A 24,974-nucleotide genomic window follows, 5' to 3' on the forward strand; every position below is an offset into this window, starting at 1 on the left:
CCCCGTGCCGGCCGACCGAGGACACAGGAGACGTGGACCATGAGAATTGCCCAGATCGCCCCGCTGACCGAATCCGTGCCGCCGAAGCTGTACGGCGGCACGGAGCGCGTCGTGTCCTACATCACCGAGGCGCTCGTCGACCTCGGCCATGACGTGACGCTGTTCGCCAGCGGCGATTCGACGACCCGGGCCAGGCTCGAACCGGTATGGCCGCGCGCGCTGCGGCTCGATGCGTCGATCCGCGACCGCGTCGCACCGCACATGCTGCTGATGGAGACGGTCGCGCGCCGCGCGAAGGACTTCGACGTGCTCCATTTCCACATGGACTACTACTCGTTTTCGGTCTTCAACCGGCAGGACACGCCGTTCGTGACGACGCTGCACGGCCGGCTCGACCTGCCCGAGCAGCAGCCGGTGTTCGACACGTTCAACACCGCGCCGGTGATCTCGATCTCGAATTCGCAGCGCCAGCCGCTGCCGCAGGCGAAATGGCAGACGACCGTGTACCACGGGCTGCCCGACACGCTGTACCTGCCGCAACCCGTCGAGCCGCGCTATCTCGCGTTCCTCGGCCGCATCTCGCCGGAGAAGCGGGTCGACACCGCGATCCGCATCGCGCACCAGTGCGGGCTGCCGATCAGGATCGCCGCGAAGATCGACGCGGCGGACCAGGAGTACTTCGAGCGGGAGATCAAGCCGCTGTTCGCACTGCCGCACGTCGAATACATCGGCGAGATCGCCGACCACGAGAAGGCAGAATTCCTGTCGGGCGCGCATGCGCTGCTGTTTCCGATCGACTGGCCGGAGCCGTTCGGGCTGGTGATGATCGAGGCGATGTCGTGCGGCACGCCGGTGATCGCGTTCAATCGCGGCGCGGTGCCGGAGGTGGTGGACGAGGGCGTGTCGGGCTTCATCGTCGAGGACGAGATCAGCGCGGTGGCCGCCGTGAACCGGCTGCACCTGCTGCCGCGCGCACGCGTGCGGCGGCGCTTCGAGGAGCGCTTCACGTCGCGGCGGATGGCGCAGCAGTACGTCGACGTGTACCAGTCGCTGATTCGTGCGCAAAAGCGCTCGCGCTTCAAGGTGATCGATTCGACGACCTGACGCGCGGCGGGTGCGGATAAAAGAACGGCGATGTCCGCAAGGACATCGCCGTTTGCACATCGCCCGCGCGCGGTGCGCACGGACGAGGACGCCGCAGCGTCAGATCTTCAGCTTCGTGACCTTCGTGCCGTTGATCGACACGTCGCCCATCAGGCCGGCGTTGGTCAGCACGATGACCTGGACCGGCGCGGTAGCCGTGTTGGAGTCGACCGCGCCGTTCGCGCCCATCTTCACGAGCGCGACCGATGCGCCGGCGCCGGCTGCCCAGCCGTCCGAGCCGCGGAATTCGTCGAGCGCTTCCTGCGTCATGAACAGGAACACGATCGCCTTCGACTGCGCACCGGCCTGCAGGCCGACCGACAGCGACGACGTGTTGTAGTAGCCGACCGTGCTGCCGCCGACGCGCAGCGCGCCGTTGCCCGACTGGCCGCCGACGATGAAGCCGGCCTGCAGCACGTCCGGGAACACGAGCACGCCGCGCGACTTCGCGACGAGTTCACGCGAACCCTTGACCGTGGAATACATGCGCGACAGCGTGGCGTCGACGCTGGAATCGATCGCCTGACGCTTCGACGCGTTGGTCGCGGCGTTGTCGGGCTTGTCGGGGGTAGTGGTGCAACCGGTGAGCGCAAGGCTGCCGACGACGAGCGCAGCGGCGGCTTTCAGCACGAGGTTCCGTTTTTGCATCGTTCTTCTCCATCGGATGACGTTCGGAGTGAGTCTCGCTCACGGAGCGGATCACGTCGGCAGTTATATCACAACGGATTACAACCCCATTTCGTGCGCGCATGAAAAGGCGCCGAATCGGTTTGCGGTGTCGCGGCGCACCAACGGACGGATCGGCGCGCGCACGGCGATATGTCGCTACATCGCGCGACGGCCGGGGCGGGCGGGAACGGCGGGGCCGGCAGGTGCAGGTCAGTGCGTGACGGGCGGCGCCGGCGGGGTCGGCGGCTTGATCGGCGGGCGCCGCAACGCGCGGCGGATCAGCGCGATCACGACCCCGCACGCGAACAGGAACGCGGCCGGCACGACCCAGTAGCCGACGAACGCGTGCCACAGATAACCGGCGAGCGTGTTGCGGCGCACGACGTATTCGTCGCGGGCCGCCTGCTGGCGTGCCGCGTTGGCGGCCAGCACGTCGGCCGGGCAGCCGGCCGCGCGCGCCGCGTCAGGATCGCCGTGGCACTTCGTGGCGGCGCCGGCCGCCTGCTGCGCATCGGTGAGCTGCCAGGTGGTCAGCGCGAGTTGCAGGTCGGCCTTGTTGTACGCCATTTCCTCGCGGATCTCGCGCACGGCGACGATCGCGACGGGCACGGCCCAGAACACGATCACGATCAGCCAGCGGCGGAACCAGCGGTGTTGTCTCCATGCCATCCATGCCTCCGTTTGACGCGGCGTGCGCGTCCGTCTCGAGGGCGGCCCGATGGCGCTTCTTGTACTTGGGTGGGCCGCGTTGCAGCCATCATAGAAGAAATCGCGGCGAATTGCCGCACCATGTGGCGGCATTTGTACGGCGTGCTGGGGAAGCGGGGCGGGCAGGCGGCGCAGCAGGTCGCGACGACGGCAGCGACGGTGCCGCCGGCCGGCGCGGCGACGCATTCGGCGTCATCGCGTGCGTCGATGCGCGTGCAACGAAAACAAAAATGCCGCGCCCGCCGAAGCGGTGCGCGGCATTCGCGCGGGAGCGCCGGAACTCAGGCGGCCGGCTGGCTGCTCAGGCAGCTCTTCATGAACGCCTTGCGGTCGTCGCCCTTCTTGTCGGCGGCCTGCGTGTTGCACGCCTTCATCTTTTCCTGCTGCGACATCTTCTTCGCGGGCTTGGCCGACAGGCAGTCCTTCATGAACGCCTTGCGTTCATCGCCCGTCTTGCCGGCGGCCTGCGTGTTACAGGCCTTCATCTTGTCCTGCTGGCTGTTCGCCGCGAAAGCGGGGGAAGCCAGCATGCCGCCGAGAAGCACTGCGGCTACGAGCGATTGGATTTTCATTTCGACACTCCCATGGGGTGAATTGCGTTTTATATCGACGCCGTCACGAAGCCCGGCGCAACGGGAACAGGGCCACATCACGCCGCGCGCTCCGATTATGGCAAATCAATGTGAAAACACCAAAACGGCATTCCTATAACGCGGCGGGCGACGTGGCCGTTGACGGCGTGCGTCCCGCGGTGATCGGGACTAACCATGATGCGTGGCGGCCGGCGGCGGCCGTATCTACCGGATGCCGGCCGCGAGCCATTACAATCGCGGCCATGAATACTCCGAACTCCGCATCCCCTTCGTCCGCGCCGGCCCTGCCGCGCATCGCCGTACTTGCCACCGGCGGCACGATCGCCGGCGCCGCGCCCGACGCCGCCAGCACGGCCGGCTATCAGGCCGGCGCGCTCGGCGTCAATTTCCTGCTCGACGCGGTGCCGGCGCTCGCGTCGGTCGCACGCATCGATGCCGAGCAGGTCGCCAGCATCGACAGCAAGGATCTCGCGCTGCCGCTGTGGAATACGCTCGCCGCGCGCATCGACGCGCTGATGGCCGATCCGGCGATCGACGGCATCGTGATCACCCACGGCACCGACACGCTCGAGGAAACCGCCTACGCGCTGCATCTGGTCGTGACCGGCGACAAGCCGGTCGTGCTGACGGCCGCGATGCGGCCGGCCACCGCGCTGTCGTCCGACGGCCCGCTGAACCTGCTGAACGCGGTGACCGTCGCCGCTCACCCGGCCGCGCGCGGCCAGGGCGTGCTCGTCGCATTCAACAACCGGATCCACGGCGCGCGCGACGTCGTGAAGACGAGCACCTACGCGGTCGATGCGTTCCAGTCGCCGGAACTGGGCGCGCTCGGCTGGGTGCAGGACGGCCGCGTCGAATTCGCGCGCCGCGTGACGCGCTCGCGCGATGCGCGACTGGCGATCGCCGCGGCGTGGCCGCCGGTCGAAGTCGTCGCGAGCTATGCGGGCGTGACGCGCACGGCCGTCGATGCGCTCGTCGCGGCCGGCGTGCGCGGCCTCGTCGTCGCGGGCACCGGCAACGGGTCGATCCATGCGACGCTGCAGGCGGCGCTCGCCGATGCGGTGAAGGCGGGCGTCGCCGTGGTGCGTGCGTCGCGCGTCGGCTCGGGGCACGTGATGCGCAACGGCGCCGCGAACGACGACGCGCTCGGTTTCGTGAGCGCCGGGTCGCTGAGCCCGTTCAAGGCACGCGTGCTGCTGATGCTCGCGCTCGCGAACGGGATTCACGAGCGCGACGCGCTGCAACGCGCATTCGACACGCTGTGACCGCTGGCCGCCGATCGGGCGGCGCGCGGCGTGCATGAAAAAGCGGCGCCTCGTGAACGGTTTGCGCGGCGGATTCGACTGCTTGCCCCGCGGCAAGCCTGCAACTCTGATGCCAAAAAGACGAAACCCCACGCTCCGAAAAGCGTGGGGTTCGTCAGCAGTCCGGGCAGGCCGTTGGCCTGCCTTTTTTGCGTCAGTGCCGCGCGAATGCTCAGGACTGCGGCGGAATCACGAGCTTCTGGCCCGGATAGATCCGGTCCGGGCTCGACAGCATCGGCTTGTTCGCCTCGAAGATCGCCGGGTACTTGTTCGCGTCGCCGTACACTTCCTTGGCGATCGCCGACAGCGTGTCGCCCGGCTTCACGTCGTGGTACTGAACTTCCTGATCGTCCGGCTGCAGGTCGTCGTCGTTGACGCCCGCGACGCCTTGCACGTTGCCGGCCGCGACCTTGACCTTCGCCTTCGTGTCGAGATCGGCGACGCTGCCCGACAGCGTGACGGTGCGCGACGCGCCGTCGAACGCGACGCTCAGGTTCGACGTGTCGAGACCTTGCGTGCCGATGTAGTTCTTGATCGCGTCGGCCGCGGTCTGGTTCGCGGCATTCGGATCTTCCGCTGCTTGCGCATCGGCGTGACCCAGCAGTTTTTCACCCGCCTCTTTGATAAACGAAAGAAGACCCATCGCTGCACTCCCTAGGTGGTTGAAAAGAAAACGCGCCGTGAAGTGGCGAAAAAAACACCGCGCTGGGCGCGCTCACCGGAGCGAGCGCCAAGCGCGGCGGTTTTCTCGAAAGGCGTGGCGAAAGTGTAGGCGTTCAACGCGACGATTGCATGAAAAATCGCACGCGTGAACGTAAAGAAATGTAATACGCGAAATCCGACAGGCGGACACCCGACGACGACGTCTGACCGACCAAGGCTTCCCCGGCGCCGCCGGGTGCCGCTGCGGACCCCACCACGCCGCTCTCAGCCCAGAGCGGCGTTTTTCGCCCCGTCGCGCACGCGTTTCGGCGATACGCGGCGGGGCGCCCCACCGTGATGCGCGCATCGTCGCGCATCGATGCGACCGGCCGTGACCGGACCGCTTGTATTCGTCGCGCGCGTTCCGCCGTTGCAGCGAAACGCGCGTCGTTGCGTCCGCGTTACGCGGCCGGCGTCTGGCCGATCTCGAAGTTCGACATGATCTCGAGCGCACGCACGAGTGCCGAGTGATCCCATGCCTTGCCGCCGTGCGAGGCGCACACGCTGAACAGCTGCTGCGCGCTCGCCGTGTGCGGCAGCGCGAGGCCGAGCTTGCGTGCGCCGTCGAGCGCGAGGTTCAGGTCCTTCTGGTGCAGCTCGATGCGAAAGCCGGGATCGAACGTCCGCTTGGTCATGCGCGCGCCGTGCACTTCGAGGATGCGCGAGGCGGCGAAGCCGCCCATCAGCGCCTGGCGCACGCGCTCCGGATCGGCGCCCGAGCGTGCGGCGAACAGCAGCGCTTCGCCGACCGCCTCGATGTTCAGCGCGACGATGATCTGGTTCGCGACCTTGCAGGTCTGGCCCGCGCCGTTCTCGCCGACGAGCGTGATGTTCTTGCCCATCTTCTCGAACAGCGGCTTCGCGCGTTCGAACGCCTTCTCCGGGCCGCCGACCATGATCGTCAGCGTCGCTTCGCGCGCGCCGACTTCGCCGCCGGACACCGGCGCGTCGAGGTAGTCGCAGCCGAGCGCATTGATCTGCTTCGCGAACTCCTGCGTGTCGAGCGGCGAGATCGAGCTCATGTCGATCACGAGCTTGCCGGCGCTCAGGCCCTTCGCGACGCCGTCGTCGGCGAACAGCACGTTACGCACGTCGGGCGTGTCCGGCACCATCGAGATGATGATGTCGGCGTGCTGCGCGACTTCGGTCGAGTTCGCGACGACCTTCGCGCTCGCGCGCAGGTCGTCGGGAATCGGGAACGCACCGTTCACGACGAGCTGATGATCGCCCTTGAGCAGGTTGCGCGCCATGTGCGCGCCCATGATGCCGAGGCCGATGAAACCGATGGTTGCCATGTGAAAGTCTCCTATAGGGGCGAAAGGGAAGAGCGGATCTCAGGCGGCGCGACGCGCCGAGCCCGGTGCGCAGCCGGCGACGCTTTGCAACCAGCCGAGCCCTTCCGTCGTGGTGGTGCGGGGCTTGTATTCGCAGCCGACGTAGCCGGCGTAGCCGAGCCGGTCGAGCAGCGCGAACAGGAACGCGTAGTTGATCTCGCCCGTGCCCGGCTCGTTGCGGCCCGGGTTGTCCGCGAGCTGGACGTGGCCGATCGAGGCGAGGTTGCGTTCGATCGTCGCGGCCAGTTCGCCTTCCATGCGCTGCATGTGATAGATGTCGTACTGCAGGAACAGGTTGTCTGAGCCGACCGCGCGGATCACGTCGAGCCCTTCGGACGAGCGGTTCAGCGCGAAGCCCGGGATGTCGAAGCCGTTGCACGGCTCGACCAGCAGGCGGATGCCTTCGCGCTTCAGCGCATCGGCGGCGAAGCGCAGGTTGTCGACGATCGTGACGAAGGTCTTGTCGCGCGCGGTGCTCGCCGACGGGATGCCGACGAGGCAGTTCAGTTGCGGCACCTTGAGCGCCTTCGCGTACTCGATCGCACGGCCGACACCTTCCTGGAACTCGCCGACACGATCGGGCAGGCACGCGATGCCGCGCTCGCCCTGGTCCCAGTTGCCGGCCGGCAGGTTGTGCAGCACGAGGCGCAGGCGGTGCGTCTCGAGCCGCTCGGCGAGTTCCTCTTTCGCGTACGGGTACGGGAACAGGAACTCGACGGCGTCGAAGCCCGCGTCCGCGGCCGCCTTGAAGCGGTCGAGGAACGGCACTTCGTTGAACAGCATGGTCAGGTTTGCAGCAAACTTCGGCATGAGCTAAGCCTCTTCGGTCGGTCAGTCAAAAAATGGCGTGCGGATCAGTCGAGCATCGAGATCGCGGTCGGCGCGTGCTCGGCCTTTTCGGCGAGCTCTTCGAATTCGTTGATCGCGTCGATTTCGGTGCCCATCGAGATGTTCGTCACGCGCTCGAGGATCACTTCGACGACCACCGGCACGCTGAATTCTTCCGCGAGCGTTTGCGCCTGGCGCAGCGCCGGCTCGATCTCTTCCGGCTTGAACACGCGCAGCGCCTTGCAGCCGAGGCCTTCGGCCACCGCCACGTGATCGACGCCATAGCCGTTCAGCTCCGGTGCGTTGACGTTGTCGAACGCGAGCTGCACGCAGTAGTCCATGTCGAACGCGCGCTGGGCCTGGCGGATCAGGCCGAGGTACGAGTTGTTCACGACGACGTGCACGTACGGCAGCTTGAATTGCGCGCCGGCGGCCAGTTCCTCGATCATGAACTGGAAGTCGTAGTCGCCGGACAGCGCGACGATCGGACGGCGCGGGTCGGCCGCACGCACGCCGAGCGCGGCGGGGATCGTCCAGCCGAGCGGGCCGGCCTGGCCACAGTTGATCCAGTTGCGTGCCTTGAACACGTGCAGGAACTGCGCGGCGGCGATCTGCGACAGGCCGATCGTGCTGACGTAGCAGGTATCGCGGCCGAACACCTTGTTCATCTCTTCGTACACGCGCTGCGGCTTGACCGGCACGTTGTCGAAATGGGTCTTGCGCTGCAGCGTCCGCTTGCGTTCCTGGCACTCGGACACCCAGGCGCTGCGGTCCTTCAGCTTGCCGGCGGCCTTCCATTCCTGCGCGACCGCGACGAACAGCTCGAGTGCGGCCTTCGCGTCGGACACGATGCCGAGATCCGGGCCGAACACGCGGCCGATCTGCGTCGGTTCGATGTCGACGTGCACGAACTTGCGGCCCTTCGTGTAGACCTCGACGCTGCCCGTGTGGCGGTTCGCCCAGCGGTTGCCGATGCCGAGCACGAAGTCGGACGCGAGCATCGTCGCGTTGCCGTAGCGATGCGACGTCTGCAGGCCGACCATGCCGGCCATCAGCGGGTGGTCGTCCGGAATCGCGCCCCACGACATCAGCGTCGGGATCACCGGCACGCCGATCGTTTCGGCGAATTGCACGAGCAGGTCTTCGGCCGCTGCGTTGAGCACGCCGCCGCCCGACACGATCAGCGGCTTGTCCGCGTCGTTGAGCATCGCGAGCGCCTTCTCGATCTGCGCGCGGGTCGCCGCGGGCTTGTAGACCGGCAGCGGTTCGTACGTGTCGATATCGAACTCGATTTCGGCGAGCTGCACGTCGATCGGCAGGTCGACCAGCACCGGGCCCGGACGGCCCGAGCGCATCAGGTGGAACGCCTGCTGGAACACGCGCGGCACGAGCGCCGGCTCGCGCACGGTGACGGCCCACTTGGTGACGGGCTTCGCGATCGACTCGATGTCGACGGCCTGGAAGTCTTCCTTGTACAGGCGCGCACGCGGCGCTTGGCCCGTGATCGCGAGGATCGGAGTCGAGTCGGCCGATGCCGAGTAGAGGCCGGTGATCATGTCGGTGCCGGCGGGGCCCGACGTGCCGATGCACACGCCGATGTTGCCCGGTGCGGCACGCGTGAAGCCTTCGGCCATGTGCGACGCGCCTTCGACGTGGCGCGCCAGCACGTGGCTGATGCCGCCCGACTTGCGCATCGCGGAATAGAACGGGTTGATTGCTGCGCCCGGCACGCCGAACGCGGTCTGGATGCCTTCCTTCTCGAGCACGAGTACGGCTGCGTCGACGGCTCTCATCTTGGCCATGAATGTCTCCTTGGATAGTTGGATCTTGCGAATCGGTCTGTTGGGAACACTTTAGGGACGCAAGAAAGGTTTGATAAGATCAGCCGAAGTCGCTTATTTCGAAACTAAAAGTATGGAATGACGGCCGGACGGGGCTTCCCGCCGGTGTCGGAGCCGGGACGGAGACGGGAAATGGATCGTTTCAAGCAGATCGAGACGTTCGTGCGGGTCGCGGACGCGGGCAGCCTCGCGGCGGCCGCGCTCGAGGAGGGCGTGTCGCCGGTGGTGCTCGGGCGGCGCATCGACGCGCTCGAGAAGCGCCTCGGCGTGAAGCTGATGTATCGCTCGACGCGCCGGCTGGTGGTCAGCGAGGAGGGCGCCGCGTTCCTCGAGCGCTGCCGCGGGCTGCTGTCCGAATGGGACCAGGCCGAGAACGAGCTGGCCGCCGGGCGGCGCGCGGTCAGCGGGCACCTGATCGTGTCCGCGCCGGCCGCGTTCGGCCGCAAGCACGTCGCGCCGCACGCGCCCGGTTTCCTCGTCGACAAGCCGGAAATGCAGCTGTCGTTCAACCTGACCGACCGCGTCGTGGATCTCGTGCGCGAAGGCTACGACCTGTCGATCCGGATCGGCGGCTCGGTCGATCCGAACTTCGTCGCGGTGAAGCTCGCGTCGAACCGGCGCGTCGTGTGCGGCACGCCCGCGTATTTCCGCAAGCACGGCCGGCCGAAGTCGCTCGACGACCTGCTGAAGCACAACTGTCTCGCGTTCAACCTGCAGGGCGGCCAGAACCGCGGCTGGTATTTCCAGCGCCACGGCAAGATCGTGACGATGCGGGTGGCCGGCAATCTCGACTGCAACGACGGCGAGCTGCTGCATCGCTGGGTCGCGGAAAGCCTCGGGCTCGGCTGGCGCTCGACCTGGGAAATCGCCGCGCAGCTCGAAACGGGCGAACTCGAAACCGTGCTCGACGAATACGCGCTGCCGGACTACGACATCCTCGCGGTCTATCCGCAGCAGCGCTACGTGCCCGCGCGCGTGCGCTACTTCATCGACTACCTGCGCGAAGCGTATGCGCGCCCCGGCTACTGGAACAGCACGCCGTAACGGGCGCGGCGGTTTCCGGCATTTTTTTGCGCATCATCGGCTTCGTGCGGGAATAAACTCGACGCAGCGGCGGTAAGGTGATCGAGAGCGCCCGCTGCCGGTCTGTCCGGGCACCGGACGCGGAACGGGCGCGGCTTCGGCCGCCGGGACCAGGGAGGTCATGTGGGGCAAGCCGGACAGGCGGTCGACGAACGGGCGGAGGACGACGCGGTCGCGCGCGGCGAACGGTTTCGCGTGCTCGTGCTGCCGCATCTCGACGCCGCGTACAACCTCGCACGCTGGCTGAGCGGCAATGCGGGCGACGCGGACGATGTCGTCCAGGACGCGTGCATGCGCGCGCTGCGCTTCGTCGACTCGTGCCGCGGCGACAACGCGCGGCCGTGGCTGCTGACGATCGTGCGCCACACCTGGTACACCGAGTGGCGCCGCCGCGCCCACGCGCACGAGGTCGCGCTGCCCGACACGCTCGACGACACGGAGGTGCCGGACGACTGGCAGCCGGCGACGGAGGATCCGCTCACGCACCTGTTGCGCGGCGAGAACGTGCGGCTGGTGAACGCGGCGCTCGCGAAGCTGCCGCCCGAATACCGCGAGGTGCTGGTGCTGCGCGAGATGGAGGATCTGAGCTATCGCGAGATCGCGGCGATCGCCGACGTACCGGTCGGCACCGTGATGTCGCGACTCGCGCGCGGCCGGCGTCGGCTCGCCGCGCTGCTGGCCGGCACGCAGGCGCCGGCACCCGAACCCGCGCCGGGACGTGCGTCGGCAAGCGGAACCGCATCGGAGGCGATCGATGGACTGTAACGAAGCGCGCGCATTGCTGGACGCGGACGTCGACCGCGAGCTGTCGGCGCCCGATGCGTTGCGCGTCCAGCGGCATGTCGAAGGCTGCGACGCGTGCCGCCGCGAACGCGAGCGGATCGTCGCGCTCGGGCGCGCCGTGCGGCAGGCCGATTATCACCGCGCGCCGGAGGCGCTGCGCGCGAGCATCCTCGCGGCGCTGCCGGCGGCGGCCGGCGCGAACGCGCGCGGCCAGGCCCGCGTGGAACCGGCGCCGGACGACGCTGCGGCGCGACCGCGGGCCCAGCCTCGGCCGACCGCTCGCCGCTGGTTCGCGTGGCTGGGCGGGCGCGGCGCAGCGGCTCGCCCGGCGTCGACCGGACCGGGGGCGGGCGTCGCCGCGCTGCCCGGGCTCGGATGGGGCGTCGCGCTGCTGGTCGCGCTCGCGGCGGCGGCCGGGATGGCGCTGTCCGCCCGCCACGCCGCAACCGACCAGACGGTCGATGAACTGGTCGCGAGCCACGTGCGGGCCGGCCTGTCGGCGCGCGACATCGACGTGATCTCGACCGACCGGCATACGGTCAAGCCGTGGTTCAACGGCCGGCTCGACTATGCGCCGCCGGTCGAGGACCTGTCGGCGAGCGGCTTCCCGCTCGCGGGCGGCCGGCTCGACTACGTCGGGCGGCGCCGCGTCGCGGTGCTCGTGTACCGATACCGGCAGCACGTGATCGACGTGTACGTGCAGCCGGCAGGCGTCGGGCGGGAGGCCGCGCCGTACGCGACCGTGTCGCAGGGCTACGCGCTCGACCGCTGGGAGGCGGCCGGGATGACGTGGTGGGCCGTGACCGACGCCGAGCCGTCGGCGCTGGTCGCGTTCAGGACGGCGCTCGACGCGCGGCTGGGCGAGGCGCGCGGCGAGTGACGGCGGGCCGCGTCGCCGGCCCGCAAGCGCGCGCTCGAGACTCCGCCCCCATTTCAGAACGGTCGCGCCGACAGCGGCTTCAGCTGCCGGCGCCATTCAAGTCGTTGAAAACATGGCCGAATCCGGTCGGGAATCGTCGATCGGTGTTGCATGCGCCCCGTATCCGGGTTAGAATCTTCGGCTTCTCACTTGCCACACCGGTTCAGACGCCCGGGTGGCTTTAATCCACAAGGAGTGTGTAATGCGTCATTACGAAATCGTATTCATCGTGCACCCCGATCAGAGCGAGCAAGTGCCCGCGATGATCGAGCGTTACAAGACCACGATCACGACGCACGGCGGCCAGATCCACCGTGTCGAAGACTGGGGCCGTCGCCAGCTGGCCTACATGATCGAGAAACTCGCGAAGGCTCACTACGTCTGCATGAACATCGAGTGCGACCAGACGACGCTCGACGAACTCGAACACGCGTTCAAGTTCAACGACGCCGTGCTGCGCCACCTCATCGTCAAGATGAAGAAGGCCGAGACCGGCCCGTCGCCGATGATGAAGGAAGTTCAGCGCGAAGAAGCCAAGAAGGCGGCTGCAGCTCAGCCGACCGAAGCGCAGGCTTAAGTTCGTCACTCATTAAGCCATCAAGGAGCGCGTCACTCACGTGAACAGGTTGCAATTGACGGCGAGCGTCGTCGAACGCGCACCGGTGCGATATACGCCGGCGGGTGTTCCGATCGCAAGCGCCACGTTGCATCACCGCACGGAAGTCGTCGAAGCAGGCATTCCCCGTCAGGTCGAAATGACGATCGAGGCGGTGGCGGCCGGTGAGGCGAGCGGCAAGCTGGAGCGTCGTGAAATGGGCGTCGAAACGCTGTTCACGGGCTTCCTGGCAAAGAAGAGCCGCAACGCGAGAACCTTGGTGTTTCACATCACTGCATTGCAGGACATAGGAAAGGACTGAAATCATGGCCCGCCCGACTGGTAAGAAATTCGACAAGCGTCGTCAGCAACAAAACCCGCTCTTCAAGCGCAAGAAGTTCTGCCGTTTCACGGCTGCCGGCGTCGAGCAGATCGACTACAAGGACACGGAAACGCTGAAGGACTTCATCGGCGAAAACGGCAAGATCACGCCGGCGCGTCTGACGGGTACGAAGGCGCACTATCAGCGTCAGCTCGACACGGCAATCAAGCGTGCGCGTTTCCTCGCGCTGCTGCCGTACACCGATCAGCACAAGGCGTAACTCGGCGACGCCATAAGGAGAATTCGAATGCAAATCATTCTGTTGGAAAAAGTCGCCAATCTGGGCAACCTCGGCGATATCGTCAAGGTCAAGGACGGTTACGCTCGCAACTTCCTGATCCCGAACCGCAAGGCTCGCCGTGCAACGAAGGAAGCGATCGCCGAATTCGAAGTTCGCCGCGCTGAACTCGAAAAGATCGCCGCTGAAAAGCTGGCAGCATCGCAGGCAGTCGGCGAGAAGCTGAACGGCCAGTCGTTCGAAATCACGCAGAAGTCGGGCGTCGACGGCCGTCTGTTCGGCTCGGTCACGAACGGCGACGTCGCGGAACTGCTGAAGAAGGCAGGTTTCGAAGTCGAGAAGCTGCAAGTTCGCATGCCGGAAGGCCCGCTGAAGATGATCGGCGAGCACGTCGTTCAGATCGCGCTGCACACGGACGTCGTCGTCGACGTCACGATCAACGTGATCGGCGACCACGCGTAAGCGTATGCAAGCTTTCCGGGCGGCTTCCGCCGTCCGGACAAGGGCAGGCGCCCGGGCAACCGGGGCCTGCCTTTTTTATTGCCCGATCGCCGGAGCGGTAGCGCTGCTGCGATCTATTCGCGATAATCCCAACCCATGAACGCGCCGCAAGATCCTCAAATCGAATCGCTGAAAGTCCCGCCGCATTCGGTCGAAGCCGAGCAGTCGGTGCTCGGCGGCCTGTTGCTCGACAACGCGGCATGGGACCGGATTGCCGACTTCCTGTCGCAGGGCGACTTCTATCGCTACGACCACCGGATCATCTACGAGCACATCGGCCGGCTGATCGCGTCGACGCGCCCGGCCGACGTCGTGACCGTGTACGAAGCGCTGACCACGTCCGGCAAGGCCGACGACGTCGGCGGCCTCGCGTACCTGAACGCCCTCGCGCAGAACACGCCGAGCGCCGCGAACATTCGCCGCTACGCGGAAATCGTGCGCGACCGCGCGGTGCTGCGCCGGCTCGTGTCGGTCGCGGACGAAATCTCGGCCGACGCGTTCAATCCGCAGGGCAAGGAAGTTCGCCAGCTGCTCGACGAGGCCGAGTCGAAGGTGTTCTCGATCGCCGAAGAGGGCGCGCGCGGCAACCAGGGCTTCCTCGAGATCGGGCCGCTGCTCACGCAGGTCGTCGAGCGCATCGACACGCTGTATCACACCGCGAACCCGAGTGACGTCACGGGCACGCCGACGGGCTTCGTCGACCTCGACCGGATGACGTCCGGGATGCACGGCGGCGAACTGATCATCGTGGCCGGAAGACCGTCAATGGGGAAAACGGCCTTTTCCATGAACATCGGCGAATACGTCGCCGTCGAGTACGGGCTGCCGGTCGCGGTGTTCTCGATGGAAATGCCGGGCACCCAGCTCGTGATGCGTATGCTCGGCTCGATCGGCCGGCTCGACCAGCACCGGATGCGTACCGGCCGGCTGACGGACGAGGACTGGCCGAAGCTGACGCACGCGGTGCAGAAGATGAGCGAGGCGCAGCTCTTCATCGACGAGACGGGCGGCCTGAACCCGATGGAATTGCGCTCGCGCGCGCGGCGTCTCGCACGTCAGTGCGGCAAGCTCGGCCTGATCATCGTCGACTACCTGCAGCTGATGTCGGGTTCGTCGCAGGGCGAGAACCGTGCGACCGAAATTTCCGAAATCTCGCGATCGCTGAAGAGTCTGGCAAAGGAGCTGGACGTGCCGGTGATCGCGCTGTCGCAGCTGAATCGCGGGCTGGAGCAGCGTCCGAACAAGCGTCCGGTGATGTCGGATTTGCGTGAATCGGGCGCAATCGAACAGGATGCGGACGTGATCCTGTTCATCTACCGTGACGAGGTCTACAACCCGGACAGCCCGGACAAGGGCACGGCCGAAATCATCATCGGCAAGCAGCGTAACGGCCCGATCGGACCCGTTCGGCTCACGTTTCTGGGTCAATACACGAAGTTCGACAACTTTGCGGGGGCGCAGAACTTCTACGGCGAGTAACACTTCTACGCCGGTTGTAAACCCTTATTTCGCCAAGCGTTGTATCCAATCCCGGCGCGCGCATATGCGCGCGTCGCGGCGCAACCGAAAACGGTACAATATCGCCCGTTTTCGTGACAGTCGTTTGACAATCTCTCAGGAATCCCATGTTCGGTCGATTCATGCCCACCGAGGGCAAGTTCTTTGAACTCTTCAACGCGCACGCGAAGCACATCGTTTCCGGTGGCCGCGAGCTCGAACTGCTGATCGACAATCTCGCCGACGCCGAGATTCACAAGCAAAACGTGCAGACCGCCGAGAAGGCCGCTGACAAGCTGACGCATGAAGCGATCGATCTGCTGCACAAGACCTTCATCACGCCGCTCGATCGCGACGAGATCCACAAGCTGATCACGACGATGGACGACATCCTCGACCTGATGGAAGACGTCGCGACGGCCGTGTCGCTGTACGACGTGCAGTCCGTTACGTCCGAGGCGAGCCAGCTCGCGCACATCGTCACGCAGTCGGCGCAGCACGTGCAGCAGGCCGTCGGATTGCTGTCCGACATGAAGCAGTCGGCGCAGATCCTCAAGCAGTGCGAGGAGATCGACCGCTGGGAGTCGGAGGCCGATCGCGTGCTGCGCGCGGCGATGTCGAAGCTGTTCCGCGAGGAAGACGACGTGAAGACGCTCATCAAGCTGAAGGCGATCTACGAACTGCTCGAAGAGATCACCGACAAGTGCGAGGACGTCGCGAACATCATCGAAGGCATCGTGCTGGAAAACGCCTGAGCGGACCACGATGCATTCGATACAACTCGCCCTATGGATGGTCGCGACGCTGGTGCTCGTCGCGCTCGTATTCGACTTCATGAACGGCTTCCACGACGCGGCGAACTCGATCGCTACCGTCGTGTCGACCGGGGTGCTGAAGCCCCAGCAGGCCGTGGTATTCGCGGCCGCGTTCAACGTCATCGCGTATTTCATCTTCCACCTGAAAGTCGCCCAGACTGTCGGTAAAGGCACGATCGATCCCGAGATCGTCGACCACTATGTCGTGTTCGGCGCGCTGGTCGGTGCGATCGGCTGGAACGTGATCACGTGGTACTACGGGATTCCGTCGAGCTCGTCGCACGCGCTGATCGGCGGCCTCGTCGGCGCGGCGCTCGCGAAGTCGGGCTGGAGCTCGCTGAACATCGACGGGCTGCTGAAGACGATCGCGTTCATCTTCATTTCGCCGCTGCTCGGCTTCATCCTCGGCTCGCTGTTCATGCTCGGCGTGTCGTGGCTGTATTTCCGCACCGCACCCAGCAAGGTCGATCGCCGCTTCCGGCGGCTCCAGCTGCTGTCGGCCGGCCTGTACAGCCTGGGCCACGGCGGCAACGACGCACAGAAGACGATCGGCATCATCTGGATGCTGCTGATCGCGTCGGGCTATGCGTCGGCGACGTCCGATGCGCCGCCCGCGTGGGTGATCGGCGCGTGCTACCTGTCGATGGGGCTCGGCACGCTGTTCGGCGGCTGGCGCATCGTGCGCACGATGGGCCAGAAGATCACGAAGCTCAAGCCGGTCGGCGGTTTCTGTGCCGAAAGCGGCGGGGCGATCACGCTGTTCATCGCGTCGTTCCTCGGCATTCCGGTGTCGACCACGCACACGATCACCGGTGCGATCGTCGGTGTCGGCGCCACGCAGAAGCTGTCGGCCGTCCGCTGGGGCGTCGCCGGCAACATCGTCTGGGCGTGGGTGCTGACGCTGCCGGCGGCCGCGCTGTTCGCGGCCGGCGGATGGTGGCTCGGGCACCAGATCTTCTGATATCGACGCTGCCGGATCGATACGCGCAATGCGCCGCACACCGAAAGGTTGCGGCGCATTTTCTTTGCGCGGTCGGGAAAGTGCGACGACGGGCGGCGGCGCTGCGGCGGATGACGTGGATCAGTAACTGCCGTTCGCGAAGCGGGCGATCGGATCGTCGGCGGTGGCGGTGCGCGGGCTGATCGGTGCGGATTGCGTCGACGCCCGCAGCACCTGCACGGGCTCGGTGTCGCGCAGCGACGGCGCGGCGGCCGCGGGCGGCGGTTCCGCGTCGAACGCGGCAGCCTGGGCGGCCGTCAGCGCGGTGGTCGGAATCTGCGTGCCGGTCTCGGTGGGGCCTGCCGGCCCCGGATTCGCCGTCGTAGCGATCATGTCGCCATTCACGGACGTTGCCTGCTGCTGCGCGGTCAGCACGCGCGGCGGCGGTTCGTACGGATCGGCGGCGGGGGCGATTGCCGCGGCCGTCGGGGCAACTGCCGCGGTCGACACGACCGGAGCGGCTTGCGTGACCGGCGCGGGCGACGGCGCGACGCCCGCCTGAGACGCGGCATACGCAGAGGCAGGCCGTCGCGACGCGGCTGCCGCGACGACAGGCGCTGCCGCCGGCACATCGCGCCGCGCCTCGTAGGTCGGCGCATCGAACGGCCCGGGCGCACCGCGCGGCGGCGCGACGCGGCGAATGCCGTCGAAGCGCTTGGCCCAGTACGGGTTCGTCAGGTAGTCGAGCCGCACGGTGCCGCCGGTCGACGGCGCGTTGACGAAACGCAGCTTGCCGACATAGATGCCGACGTGCGAATGCGGGCGGCCGGTCGTATTGAAGAAGATCAGGTCGCCCGGCGCGACCTGTTCGGGGTCGATCGACACGCCGCGGCTGCTCATGTCGGCGGTCGTGCGCGGCAGGTCCACGTCGGCCGCGCGGCCGATCACGTAGCGCACCAGGCCGCTGCAGTCGAAGCCGCTCGTCGGCGTGTTGCCGCCCCAGCGGTACGGCACGCCGACGAGGCTCATCGCCTGGATCGAGATCTCTTCCTGGCCGACGCTGTGGTCGACGAATTTCGGGAAATTGGCGGGTGCCGGGAAGGCGCGCGGCGTCGTGATCTTCATGCCGGAGGTGCGCGAGGCCGACTGCGGCGGCACGCTGGAGCAGGCCGCGAGCAGTGAAACGACGGCGACGGGAACCCAGATTCGAAGCATGACAAGGCGGACGAGCGCGGCGCGCTCGCGAATCGTATGACAACAGACAGACCCGATGGTAGACGTTCCGGCGGGGCTTAGGCAACCATTCCTGAGAATTTACTTGAAGTTTCGCGTGTAAGTGAGGTTGTTGCGTAACGAAGCATGACCAACGTTTTCGACCCCAAAAATGAAAACGGCGCTCCGGAAACCGGAGCGCCGCGTGGCGTCGGAGGCCGGCGGGCAGCCGGCGTATCGCGTTACAGGATGTCCGACGCGTAGTCGGCGAGCCGCGAGCGTTCGCCGCGCGCGAGCGTCACGTGGCCGCTGTGGCCCCAGCCCTTGAAGCGGTCGACGACGTAGGTCAGGCCCGAGCTGCCTTCGGTCAGGTAAGGCGTGTCGATCTGCGCGATGTTGCCGAGGCACACGATCTTCGTGCCGGGGCCTGCGCGCGTCACGAGCGTCTTCATCTGCTTCGGCGTCAGGTTCTGCGCTTCGTCGATGATCAGGTACTTGTCGACGAACGTGCGTCCGCGCATGAAGTTCATGCTCTTCACCTTCAGGCGCGAACGGATCAGCTCCTGCGTCGCCGCACGGCCCCATTCGCCGGCTGCGTCGTCGGTCTTCTGCAGCACTTCGAGGTTGTCGTCGAATGCACCCATCCACGGCTGCATCTTCTCTTCCTCGGTGCCGGGCAGGAAACCGATGTCCTCGCCGACGGGCACGGTCGCGCGCGTCACGATGATCTCGTTGTAGCGCTTGTCGTCGAGCACCTGCGCGAGGCCGGCCGCGAGCGCGACGAGCGTCTTGCCGGTGCCGGCCTGGCCGAGCAGCGTGACGAAGTCGATCTCGGGGTTCATCAGCAGGTTCAGCGCGAAGTTCTGCTCGCGGTTGCGCGCGGTGATGCCCCACACGTTGTTCTTGTGGTGGCTGTAGTCGCGCAGCGTCTGCAGCAGCGCCGTCTTGCCGTTCAGCTCGCGCACGATCGCGTGGAACGTCGGCTCGCCGTTCTGCGGCTCGAGATAGACGAACTCGTTGACGAGCATCGACCCGCAGAGCGGGCCCGTCACGCGGTAGTACGTGGTGCCCGTCTTCGTGTCCTGCCAGCTCTCCATCCCCTTCGCGTGTTTCGTCCAGAAGTCCTGCGGCAATTCGCGCACGCCGCTATAGAGGAGATCCTTGTCCTCGAGGACCTGGTCGTTGAAGTAGTCTTCCGCGGGCAGGCCGAGCGCATGCGCCTTGATGCGCATGTTGATGTCTTTCGACACCAGCACGACCTGGCGGTCCGGCCGGTCGCGCTGCAGCGCGCGCACGACGCCGAGGATCTGGTTGTCGGCCTTGCCTGCGGGCAGGCCTTCGACCGGCGCGATGTCCGCGAGCCTGGTCTGGAAGTAGAGGCGGCCGAGCGCCTCGCGGCTGCCGAGACGCGACAGCGGAATGCCGTCGGAGATCGGGCCGCCGTCGGCGACCAGCGCGTCGAGCGTGCGGCTCACCTGGCGCGCGTTGCGCGCGACTTCGGACATCCCCTTCTTGTGGTTGTCGAGTTCCTCGAGCGTCATCATCGGCAGATAGACGTCGTGTTCCTCGAAGCGGAAGAGGCTGCTCGGGTCGTGCATCAGCACGTTCGTGTCGAGCACGAACAGCTTCTGCAATTCGGCTTCGGCCGGCTTGCGGCTGCGCGACTTCGTCGCGGCACCGGCATCGCGTGCGCTCGCGGTGGTCGGCTTGCCGGCCCCGGGCTTGTCGTTGCGTGCGACGACCGGCGCGGCGGGGGCGGCAGGGGCCGCCGGTTCGACCGGTGCCGGCATCGGCTGCAGCAGCGCGGCCGTCTGTCTGGTCTTGCGACCGCGTGCGGGCGTGCCCGCGGCTTCTTGCGTCGACGCCGCGACGGCGCGCAGCGGCGCGGCCGTGTTCGCGGCTTCGGTCATCGGTTGGGCCACGCTGGCCGGGCCATATTCTCCGGCTGTGGAGGCGTCCCCTTCGGCGGATTTCTTCGCGGCTTTCGCGGGCCGCGCTTTCGCCTTGTATTCATCGGGCGGCAGCAGGCTGCCGAGCTTGCTGGGGGCAGTAGGCAAAGGCATGGTGTCCCTCGGGAGGAATCGTGTCGCATGGCGTGCGCCGCTGATCGCATCCTGCGTGACGTGGAAGGTGCATGCAGTTTGCGCGCGGTGGCGCACAGGAAATTCGTCTAGCCGGTTCGCCTAAGTGTCGATCAGCTCCTTGACGGGGTGAGGGGCCGGACCGAGAGCCGGCGCGCAGTCCATAAAAAAAGCCGCTGCCCCGGGGACCGGGACATGCGGCTCGGCTGATACCGTCGTGATGCGCGTCAGGTGCCGGAAAGCATCGCAACGGGCACCGGCGCAGCTACGAGAAATATGGGGCGAACTGGCATTCATTGCGGCCCAATATAACGCGGCTCAAAGCGCTTGTACAGCACTTAGCACGTCGTCCACGTGACCGGGCACCTTGATGCCGCGCCATGCCTGGCGAAGCACGCCGTCGGCGTCGATCAGGAACGTCGAACGCTCGATTCCGCGCACTTCCTTGCCATACATTTTCTTCATCTTGATGACATCGAACAGCGCGCACAGCGCCTCGTCGGCATCGGAAATCAGCGGGAACGGCAGTTCGAGCTTCGCCTTGAAATTGTCATGCGAGCGCAGGCTGTCGCGCGACACGCCGATCACTTCGGCGCCGGCCTTCTTGAACTTCGGATAGAGATCGCGGAACTGCAGGCCTTCGGTGGTGCAGCCCGGCGTGTTGTCCTTCGGATAGAAATACAGGACGAGCTTCTTGCCCTTGAGGTCGGACAGCGAAATGTCGCCGCCCGTCGCCGGTGCGGTGAAATCGGGAACTTGACGGTCAACTTCGACGGACACGTGTTTCTCCTGTTGTTATGGAAAGGCGCCGCTCGGGCGGCGCGGTTCGGCGGCACGCCGCAAGGGCAGGGCAGGCGGCGCGGGTGCGCGCGAACTCAGTCGGGCTGGACGATCAGCTCGCCGGAGCGGCCGGGAATCTCGCCCCACGTGACAGGGTACGATGGCAGCGAGTCGCGGTCCAGCGTCGCGTGGTAGTCGCCCATCGTCGCAAACGTATGGCCCTGTGCGCGCCAGCCGGCGAGCAGCTGCTCGAATACCGGCGCGAGCTTCTGGCCTTCCAGTTCCGCATGCAGCGTGAACACCTGGTCGTGCGGATTGGTTTCCGTGAACTTCAGGATGTGCGCGGCGACGTTGTGCGTGTCGATGCCGTCGATGCCGAGCACTTCGTCGAGGGTCGGCAGCGTGGTCGGCATCTGCACGTGCGACAGCGTGCGGCCGCCGACCACGGGCAGATACGGCGAATGGCCGCGGCCGTCGGATGCGTAGCGCATCCCCCACGCGTCGATCTGCTCGAACGCCGCGTCGTTCATCTGCCAGCCGGCCGCGCCGTGCGTGACGGGTGGCGCGCCGAAGACGTCGACGAAGCGCGCATGGCTCTTCTGCATTTCACGCGCGGTCCAGTCGCGATCGCGCACGCGCACGTTGTCCTGCCAGTACACGTGATCCCACGTATGGATCCCGCATTCGAAGCCGGCCTCGTGGATCGCGCGCATGTCGGCGATCGCGCGGCGGCCGATGTCGGGGCCCGGCAGCAGTACCCCGTACATCAGCTGTTTCACGCCGTAGTGCTCGACCACCGACGTGCGCGACACCTTCTTCAGGAAGCCAGGGCGGAACACGCGCCGCAGCGCCCAGCCCGTGTGATCGGGCCCGAGGCTGAAGAGGAAGGTCGCGCGCGCGCTGAAGCGGTCGAAGATGCGCGCGAGGTTCGGCACGCCTTCGCGCGTGCCGCGCAGCGTGTCGACGTCGATCTTGAGGACGATACGAGCCAAGCGAGCGTCCCGTCAGTTCTGCTGCTCGACCAGCGCGCGCGCATCGGCGACATGGCCGCGATACGCTTCGAAGATCTTGCGCAGCGCGTCGTCGAACGTCGATTGCGGCGCCCAGGCGAGCTCCTGCATCGTGTTGTCGATCTTCGGCACGCGGTTCTGCACGTCCTGGTAGCCATTGCCGTAGTAGGCGCCCGACGTCGTTTCGACGAGTTGCACCTGCTTCGCGGAGCCGGCGTATTCCGGGTATTCGGCGGCCAGTTCGAGCATCTTGTGCGCGAGTTCGCGAACCGAGAAATTATTCTTCGGATTCCCGATGTTGTAGATCTTGCCCGATGCGACGCCGTTCTTGTTGTCGATGATCTTCATCAGCGCGCTGATGCCGTCGTCGATGTCGGTGAACGCGCGCTTCTGCGAGCCGCCGTCGACGAGGCTGATGTTCTCGCCGCGCACGATGTGGCCGAGGAACTGCGTGACGACGCGCGAGCTGCCTTCCTTCGGCGTGTAGATCGAGTCGAGGCCCGGGCCGATCCAGTTGAACGGACGGAACAGCGTGAAGTTCAGGCCTTCCATCCCGTAGCCCCAGATCACGCGGTCCATCAGCTGCTTCGAGCAGGCGTAGATCCAGCGCGGCTTGTTGATCGGGCCGTACGTGAGCGCCGATGCATCCGGGTCGAACTGCTCGTCCGAGCACATGCCGTAGACCTCGGAGGTCGACGGGAACACGAGGTGCTTGCCGTACTTGACGGCCGAACGCACGATCGGCAGGTTCGCCTCGAAGTCGAGCTCGAACACGCGCAGCGGCTGCTGGACGTAGGTCGCGGGCGTCGCGATCGCGACGAGCGGCAGGATCACGTCGCACTTCTTCACGTGATACTCGACCCACTCCTTGTTGATCGTGATGTCGCCTTCGAAGAAGTGCATCCGCTCGTGGTTGACGAGGTCGCCCAGCCGATCGGTCTGCATGTCCATGCCGAACACTTCCCAATCGGTGGTTTCAAGAATGCGCTTCGACAGGTGATGGCCGATGAAGCCGTTCACACCCAGGATCAGGACTTTTTTTGCTTTCATGAATGACGGGAAGAATGAATGAACTGCGCGAATTCCGCGGGCGTCACGACGGTTTCGCTGCCGTCGCGCTGCTGCCACAGCTCGAGAATGGATAGGGCGCGGCTGTCGCCGCAGACGCCGAATAGCGCATTATCGCTTACGTGCAGGCCGGGCGGCAAATCCGCTGCGGCCGCGGCGGCGGCGCTGCCGGGCGCCGCGAGGCGCGCGCGGGCGATCACGAAACGCGTGCCGGCGACGTCGGTGAACGCGCCCGGATACGGGGGCGCGACCGCGCGTACCAGGTTGTAGACCTGCGCGGCCGGCTTCGACCAGTCGACGCGGCCGTCCTCCGGCTTGCGCCCGCCGTAGTAGCTGCCGTTCGCGAGATCGTTCGGCAGGTGCGGCGCCTCGCCCGCGAGCAGCGCGGGCAGCACGCGCCAGAGCGTCTGCTCGGCGGCGACCGTCACCTTGTCGAACACCTGCGCGGCCGTGTCGTCCGGCAGGATCGGCACGGCGGTCTGGCCGATGATCGCGCCCGCATCGGGCTTCGCGGCCATCTCGTGCAGCGTCGCGCCGGTTTCCGTTTCGCCGTTCAGCACGGCCCAGTTGGTCGGTACCCGACCCCGGTATTTCGGCAGCAGCGAACCGTGCATGTTGTACGCGCCGCGCGGAGCGATCGCGAGCAGGTCCACCGGCAGCATGTGGCGGTAGTAGAACGAGAAGATGAACTCGGGCCGCGCGTCGGATACCGCGCGGCGCAGTGCCGGCTCGGCGGGGTCGGCCGGCGTGACGACCGGGATCCCGTGCTCGGCGGCCACCGATGCGACGCTGCCGAACCAGATGTTCTCGTTCGGGTTGTCCTCGTGCGTGACGACGAGCGCGACGTCGACGCCGCGTGCCAGCAGCACCTGCAGGCAGCGCACGCCGACGTTGTGATACGCGAAGACGACGGCGCGCGGCTTCATTGCGACGTCCCCGTGCGGCTCGCGGGGGCCGGCACCGCCGGCATGCCGTCGTGCTGTTCGAGCACGGCCTGGATCAGGTAGCGCGGCCGTGCACGCACTTGCTGGTAGATGCGGCCGACGTATTCGCCGAGCAGGCCGAGCGCGAAGATGATCACGCCGAGCAGGAAGAACGTGATCGCGAACAGCGTGAACACGCCTTGCACTTCCGCGCCGACGATGAAGCGGCGCACGAGCAGCAGCACGAACAGCGCGGCGGAGCCGAGCGACAGGATCACGCCGATGAACGACAGCCACTGCAGCGGCACGACCGAGAAGCCCGTCACGAGGTCGAAGTTCAGCCGGATCAGGCTGTACAGCGAGTACTTCGACTCGCCCGCGAAGCGTTCCTCGTGCGCGACCTCGATTTCGGTCGGTTTCTGCGCGAACGTGTAGGCCAGCGCGGGGATGAACGTGTTGACTTCGCCGCACACGTTGATCGTGTCGATGATGCGGCGGCTGTACGCGCGCAGCATGCAGCCCTGGTCGGTCATCTTGATTCGGGTGATGCGCTCGCGCAGCCGGTTCATCATCTGCGACGCCTTGCGGCGCCACAGGCTGTCCTGACGCTGCTTGCGGATCGAGCCGACGTAGTCGTAGCCTTCGCGCATCTTCGCGATCAGCTTGCCGATTTCCTCGGGCGGGTTCTGCAGGTCGGCGTCGAGCGTGATGACGATCTCGCCGCGCGACTGCGCGAAGCCGGCGAGGATCGCCATGTGCTGGCCGTAGTTGCCGTTGAGCAGCACGACACGCGTCGTGTCGGGGCGCACGTGGAACTGGTCCGCCAGCATCGCGGCCGAGCGGTCGCGGCTGCCGTCGTTGATCAGGATCACTTCGTACGACGTGCCGAGTGCGTCGAGTGCCGGGTAGAGCCGCGCGAACAGCGCGGCCAGGCCGTCTTCCTCGTTGTACACGGGGATGATGACCGATACCTCCGGGGTCGCGGCGCCCGGATGCCCGGCGCGTGCTTCAAGGTGATTCATGTA

The 24,974-nt window shown here is 66.5% G+C and carries 26 protein-coding genes and 1 pseudogene; 13 read left to right on the plus strand and 14 right to left on the minus strand.

Annotated features, from left to right (window positions below):
- Positions 1-39 precede the first annotated feature (39 nt).
- Positions 40-1,104 carry a glycosyltransferase family 4 protein gene (locus DIE04_RS21970; RefSeq protein WP_044843644.1) on the plus strand — a complete coding sequence of 355 codons (1,065 nt, stop codon included), beginning with the start codon at positions 40-42 and terminating at the stop codon, positions 1,102-1,104.
- A 99-nt stretch (positions 1,105-1,203) separates the two neighbouring features.
- Here the strand turns inward: DIE04_RS21970 and DIE04_RS21975 are convergent, their stop codons facing one another.
- The 3 genes from DIE04_RS21975 to DIE04_RS21985 all read right to left on the minus strand — a co-directional run bounded on the left by DIE04_RS21975 (position 1,204) and on the right by DIE04_RS21985 (position 3,092).
- Positions 1,204-1,791: a YSC84-related protein gene (locus tag DIE04_RS21975; protein WP_044843643.1), complete on the minus strand. Its 588-nt coding sequence runs from the start codon at positions 1,789-1,791 to the stop codon at positions 1,204-1,206.
- Positions 1,792-2,022: 231 nt separating this feature from the next.
- Positions 2,023-2,481 (minus strand): membrane protein, encoded by a 459-nt coding sequence (locus tag DIE04_RS21980; RefSeq protein ID WP_044843642.1) that lies wholly within the window; start codon positions 2,479-2,481, stop codon positions 2,023-2,025.
- Positions 2,482-2,801: 320 nt separating this feature from the next.
- A complete protein-coding gene (locus DIE04_RS21985; RefSeq protein ID WP_044843641.1) occupies positions 2,802-3,092 on the minus strand; it encodes a PsiF family protein in 291 nt (96 codons plus the stop codon).
- Positions 3,093-3,355: 263 nt separating this feature from the next.
- Here DIE04_RS21985 and DIE04_RS21990 point away from each other — a divergent pair, with 263 nt between their 5' ends.
- Positions 3,356-4,378, plus strand: a complete 1,023-nt coding sequence (locus tag DIE04_RS21990; protein WP_124520196.1) for an asparaginase — start codon at positions 3,356-3,358, stop codon at positions 4,376-4,378.
- Positions 4,379-4,589: 211 nt separating this feature from the next.
- On the opposite strand, the gene lysM is transcribed toward DIE04_RS21990, so the two are convergent.
- The 4 genes from lysM to gcl form a co-directional block, all read right to left on the minus strand.
- A complete protein-coding gene (lysM, locus tag DIE04_RS21995; protein WP_044843639.1) occupies positions 4,590-5,060 on the minus strand; it encodes a peptidoglycan-binding protein LysM in 471 nt (156 codons plus the stop codon).
- Positions 5,061-5,520: 460 nt separating this feature from the next.
- Entirely contained in the window at positions 5,521-6,414 is an 894-nt protein-coding gene (locus DIE04_RS22000) for a 2-hydroxy-3-oxopropionate reductase (protein ID WP_124486267.1), read from the minus strand.
- 39 nt (positions 6,415-6,453) lie between these two features.
- A complete protein-coding gene (gene hyi / locus DIE04_RS22005) occupies positions 6,454-7,263 on the minus strand; it encodes a hydroxypyruvate isomerase (protein WP_124520198.1) in 810 nt (269 codons plus the stop codon).
- A gap of 44 nt (positions 7,264-7,307) precedes the next feature.
- A complete protein-coding gene (gene gcl, locus DIE04_RS22010; RefSeq protein WP_124520200.1) occupies positions 7,308-9,083 on the minus strand; it encodes a glyoxylate carboligase in 1,776 nt (591 codons plus the stop codon).
- 171 nt (positions 9,084-9,254) lie between these two features.
- Between gcl and DIE04_RS22015 the strand changes: the two genes are divergently transcribed.
- The 10 genes from DIE04_RS22015 to DIE04_RS22060 all read left to right on the plus strand — a co-directional run bounded on the left by DIE04_RS22015 (position 9,255) and on the right by DIE04_RS22060 (position 16,896).
- On the plus strand, positions 9,255-10,166 hold the full coding sequence (locus DIE04_RS22015) for a LysR family transcriptional regulator (RefSeq protein WP_124520202.1): 912 nt from the start codon (positions 9,255-9,257) through the stop codon (positions 10,164-10,166).
- Between the two features lie 162 nt (positions 10,167-10,328).
- Positions 10,329-10,970, plus strand: coding sequence for an RNA polymerase sigma factor (locus DIE04_RS22020; RefSeq protein WP_044843634.1), 642 nt, complete (start codon positions 10,329-10,331; stop codon positions 10,968-10,970).
- A complete protein-coding gene (locus DIE04_RS22025; RefSeq protein ID WP_124520204.1) occupies positions 10,960-11,868 on the plus strand; it encodes a zf-HC2 domain-containing protein in 909 nt (302 codons plus the stop codon). Before DIE04_RS22020 ends, DIE04_RS22025 begins: the two co-directional genes overlap by 11 nt.
- Before the next feature lie 241 nt (positions 11,869-12,109).
- Positions 12,110-12,484: a 30S ribosomal protein S6 gene (rpsF, locus tag DIE04_RS22030; RefSeq protein ID WP_006755436.1), complete on the plus strand. Its 375-nt coding sequence runs from the start codon at positions 12,110-12,112 to the stop codon at positions 12,482-12,484.
- Positions 12,485-12,524: 40 nt separating this feature from the next.
- Complete coding sequence (gene priB / locus DIE04_RS22035) at positions 12,525-12,824, plus strand: primosomal replication protein N (RefSeq protein ID WP_031399239.1); 300 nt, start codon at positions 12,525-12,527, stop codon at positions 12,822-12,824.
- A gap of 4 nt (positions 12,825-12,828) precedes the next feature.
- Positions 12,829-13,104 (plus strand): 30S ribosomal protein S18, encoded by a 276-nt coding sequence (rpsR, locus tag DIE04_RS22040; protein ID WP_004193360.1) that lies wholly within the window; start codon positions 12,829-12,831, stop codon positions 13,102-13,104.
- Between the two features lie 27 nt (positions 13,105-13,131).
- Positions 13,132-13,584: a 50S ribosomal protein L9 gene (gene rplI, locus DIE04_RS22045; RefSeq protein WP_059449913.1), complete on the plus strand. Its 453-nt coding sequence runs from the start codon at positions 13,132-13,134 to the stop codon at positions 13,582-13,584.
- Positions 13,585-13,719: 135 nt separating this feature from the next.
- Positions 13,720-15,102, plus strand: coding sequence for a replicative DNA helicase (locus tag DIE04_RS22050; protein ID WP_044847233.1), 1,383 nt, complete (start codon positions 13,720-13,722; stop codon positions 15,100-15,102).
- Between the two features lie 146 nt (positions 15,103-15,248).
- A complete protein-coding gene (locus DIE04_RS22055; protein ID WP_044847234.1) occupies positions 15,249-15,875 on the plus strand; it encodes a DUF47 domain-containing protein in 627 nt (208 codons plus the stop codon).
- A 10-nt stretch (positions 15,876-15,885) separates the two neighbouring features.
- Complete coding sequence (locus DIE04_RS22060; RefSeq protein WP_044847235.1) at positions 15,886-16,896, plus strand: inorganic phosphate transporter; 1,011 nt, start codon at positions 15,886-15,888, stop codon at positions 16,894-16,896.
- Positions 16,897-17,016: 120 nt separating this feature from the next.
- Here the strand turns inward: DIE04_RS22060 and DIE04_RS22065 are convergent, their stop codons facing one another.
- Both DIE04_RS22065 and DIE04_RS22070 read right to left on the minus strand, forming a co-directional pair.
- Positions 17,017-18,090, minus strand: coding sequence for a C40 family peptidase (locus DIE04_RS22065; RefSeq protein ID WP_124486271.1), 1,074 nt, complete (start codon positions 18,088-18,090; stop codon positions 17,017-17,019).
- A gap of 239 nt (positions 18,091-18,329) precedes the next feature.
- Positions 18,330-20,150 carry a PhoH family protein gene (locus tag DIE04_RS22070; RefSeq protein WP_124486272.1) on the minus strand — a complete coding sequence of 607 codons (1,821 nt, stop codon included), beginning with the start codon at positions 20,148-20,150 and terminating at the stop codon, positions 18,330-18,332.
- On the opposite strand from DIE04_RS22070, the pseudogene DIE04_RS30315 reads away from it, so the two are divergent.
- Positions 20,100-20,293: pseudogene (locus DIE04_RS30315) on the plus strand (hypothetical protein). The gene DIE04_RS22070 and the pseudogene DIE04_RS30315 overlap by 51 nt on opposite strands.
- A 193-nt stretch (positions 20,294-20,486) precedes the next feature.
- Here DIE04_RS30315 and DIE04_RS22080 read toward each other — a convergent pair.
- The 5 genes from DIE04_RS22080 to DIE04_RS22100 all read right to left on the minus strand — a co-directional run bounded on the left by DIE04_RS22080 (position 20,487) and on the right by DIE04_RS22100 (position 24,971).
- A complete protein-coding gene (locus DIE04_RS22080; protein ID WP_006756046.1) occupies positions 20,487-20,948 on the minus strand; it encodes a peroxiredoxin in 462 nt (153 codons plus the stop codon).
- A 95-nt stretch (positions 20,949-21,043) separates the two neighbouring features.
- Positions 21,044-21,940, minus strand: a complete 897-nt coding sequence (locus DIE04_RS22085; RefSeq protein WP_059529808.1) for a polysaccharide deacetylase family protein — start codon at positions 21,938-21,940, stop codon at positions 21,044-21,046.
- A 12-nt stretch (positions 21,941-21,952) separates the two neighbouring features.
- Entirely contained in the window at positions 21,953-23,008 is a 1,056-nt protein-coding gene (locus tag DIE04_RS22090; RefSeq protein ID WP_124486274.1) for a bifunctional UDP-4-keto-pentose/UDP-xylose synthase, read from the minus strand.
- Positions 23,005-23,952 (minus strand): formyltransferase, encoded by a 948-nt coding sequence (locus tag DIE04_RS22095; RefSeq protein ID WP_124486275.1) that lies wholly within the window; start codon positions 23,950-23,952, stop codon positions 23,005-23,007. Before DIE04_RS22095 ends, DIE04_RS22090 begins: the two co-directional genes overlap by 4 nt.
- Complete coding sequence (locus DIE04_RS22100) at positions 23,949-24,971, minus strand: glycosyltransferase (RefSeq protein ID WP_124520206.1); 1,023 nt, start codon at positions 24,969-24,971, stop codon at positions 23,949-23,951. The genes DIE04_RS22095 and DIE04_RS22100 overlap by 4 nt, the downstream gene beginning before the upstream one ends.
- Positions 24,972-24,974 lie beyond the last annotated feature (3 nt).

Origin of the sequence: Burkholderia sp. Bp8994, assembly GCF_003853805.1 — a bacterium.
Lineage (GTDB): Bacteria > Pseudomonadota > Gammaproteobacteria > Burkholderiales > Burkholderiaceae > Burkholderia.

Bases quoted from the DNA above. Each gene is read 5' to 3' on its own strand.
- DIE04_RS21970 (WP_044843644.1), top strand. From the start codon at position 40: ATGAGAATTGCCCAGATCGCCCCGCTGACCGAATCCGTGCCGCCGAAG.
- DIE04_RS21975 (WP_044843643.1), bottom strand. From the start codon at position 1,791: ATGCAAAAACGGAACCTCGTGCTGAAAGCCGCCGCTGCGCTCGTCGTC.
- DIE04_RS21980 (WP_044843642.1), bottom strand. From the start codon at position 2,481: ATGGCATGGAGACAACACCGCTGGTTCCGCCGCTGGCTGATCGTGATC.
- DIE04_RS21985 (WP_044843641.1), bottom strand. From the start codon at position 3,092: ATGAAAATCCAATCGCTCGTAGCCGCAGTGCTTCTCGGCGGCATGCTG.
- DIE04_RS21990 (WP_124520196.1), top strand. From the start codon at position 3,356: ATGAATACTCCGAACTCCGCATCCCCTTCGTCCGCGCCGGCCCTGCCG.
- lysM (WP_044843639.1), bottom strand. From the start codon at position 5,060: ATGGGTCTTCTTTCGTTTATCAAAGAGGCGGGTGAAAAACTGCTGGGT.
- DIE04_RS22000 (WP_124486267.1), bottom strand. From the start codon at position 6,414: ATGGCAACCATCGGTTTCATCGGCCTCGGCATCATGGGCGCGCACATG.
- hyi (WP_124520198.1), bottom strand. From the start codon at position 7,263: ATGCCGAAGTTTGCTGCAAACCTGACCATGCTGTTCAACGAAGTGCCG.
- gcl (WP_124520200.1), bottom strand. From the start codon at position 9,083: ATGGCCAAGATGAGAGCCGTCGACGCAGCCGTACTCGTGCTCGAGAAG.
- DIE04_RS22015 (WP_124520202.1), top strand. From the start codon at position 9,255: ATGGATCGTTTCAAGCAGATCGAGACGTTCGTGCGGGTCGCGGACGCG.
- DIE04_RS22025 (WP_124520204.1), top strand. From the start codon at position 10,960: ATGGACTGTAACGAAGCGCGCGCATTGCTGGACGCGGACGTCGACCGC.
- rpsF (WP_006755436.1), top strand. From the start codon at position 12,110: ATGCGTCATTACGAAATCGTATTCATCGTGCACCCCGATCAGAGCGAG.
- rpsR (WP_004193360.1), top strand. From the start codon at position 12,829: ATGGCCCGCCCGACTGGTAAGAAATTCGACAAGCGTCGTCAGCAACAA.
- rplI (WP_059449913.1), top strand. From the start codon at position 13,132: ATGCAAATCATTCTGTTGGAAAAAGTCGCCAATCTGGGCAACCTCGGC.
- DIE04_RS22050 (WP_044847233.1), top strand. From the start codon at position 13,720: ATGAACGCGCCGCAAGATCCTCAAATCGAATCGCTGAAAGTCCCGCCG.
- DIE04_RS22055 (WP_044847234.1), top strand. From the start codon at position 15,249: ATGTTCGGTCGATTCATGCCCACCGAGGGCAAGTTCTTTGAACTCTTC.
- DIE04_RS22060 (WP_044847235.1), top strand. From the start codon at position 15,886: ATGCATTCGATACAACTCGCCCTATGGATGGTCGCGACGCTGGTGCTC.
- DIE04_RS22065 (WP_124486271.1), bottom strand. From the start codon at position 18,090: ATGCTTCGAATCTGGGTTCCCGTCGCCGTCGTTTCACTGCTCGCGGCC.
- DIE04_RS22070 (WP_124486272.1), bottom strand. From the start codon at position 20,150: ATGCCTTTGCCTACTGCCCCCAGCAAGCTCGGCAGCCTGCTGCCGCCC.
- DIE04_RS22090 (WP_124486274.1), bottom strand. From the start codon at position 23,008: ATGAAAGCAAAAAAAGTCCTGATCCTGGGTGTGAACGGCTTCATCGGC.
- DIE04_RS22095 (WP_124486275.1), bottom strand. From the start codon at position 23,952: ATGAAGCCGCGCGCCGTCGTCTTCGCGTATCACAACGTCGGCGTGCGC.
- DIE04_RS22100 (WP_124520206.1), bottom strand. From the start codon at position 24,971: ATGAATCACCTTGAAGCACGCGCCGGGCATCCGGGCGCCGCGACCCCG.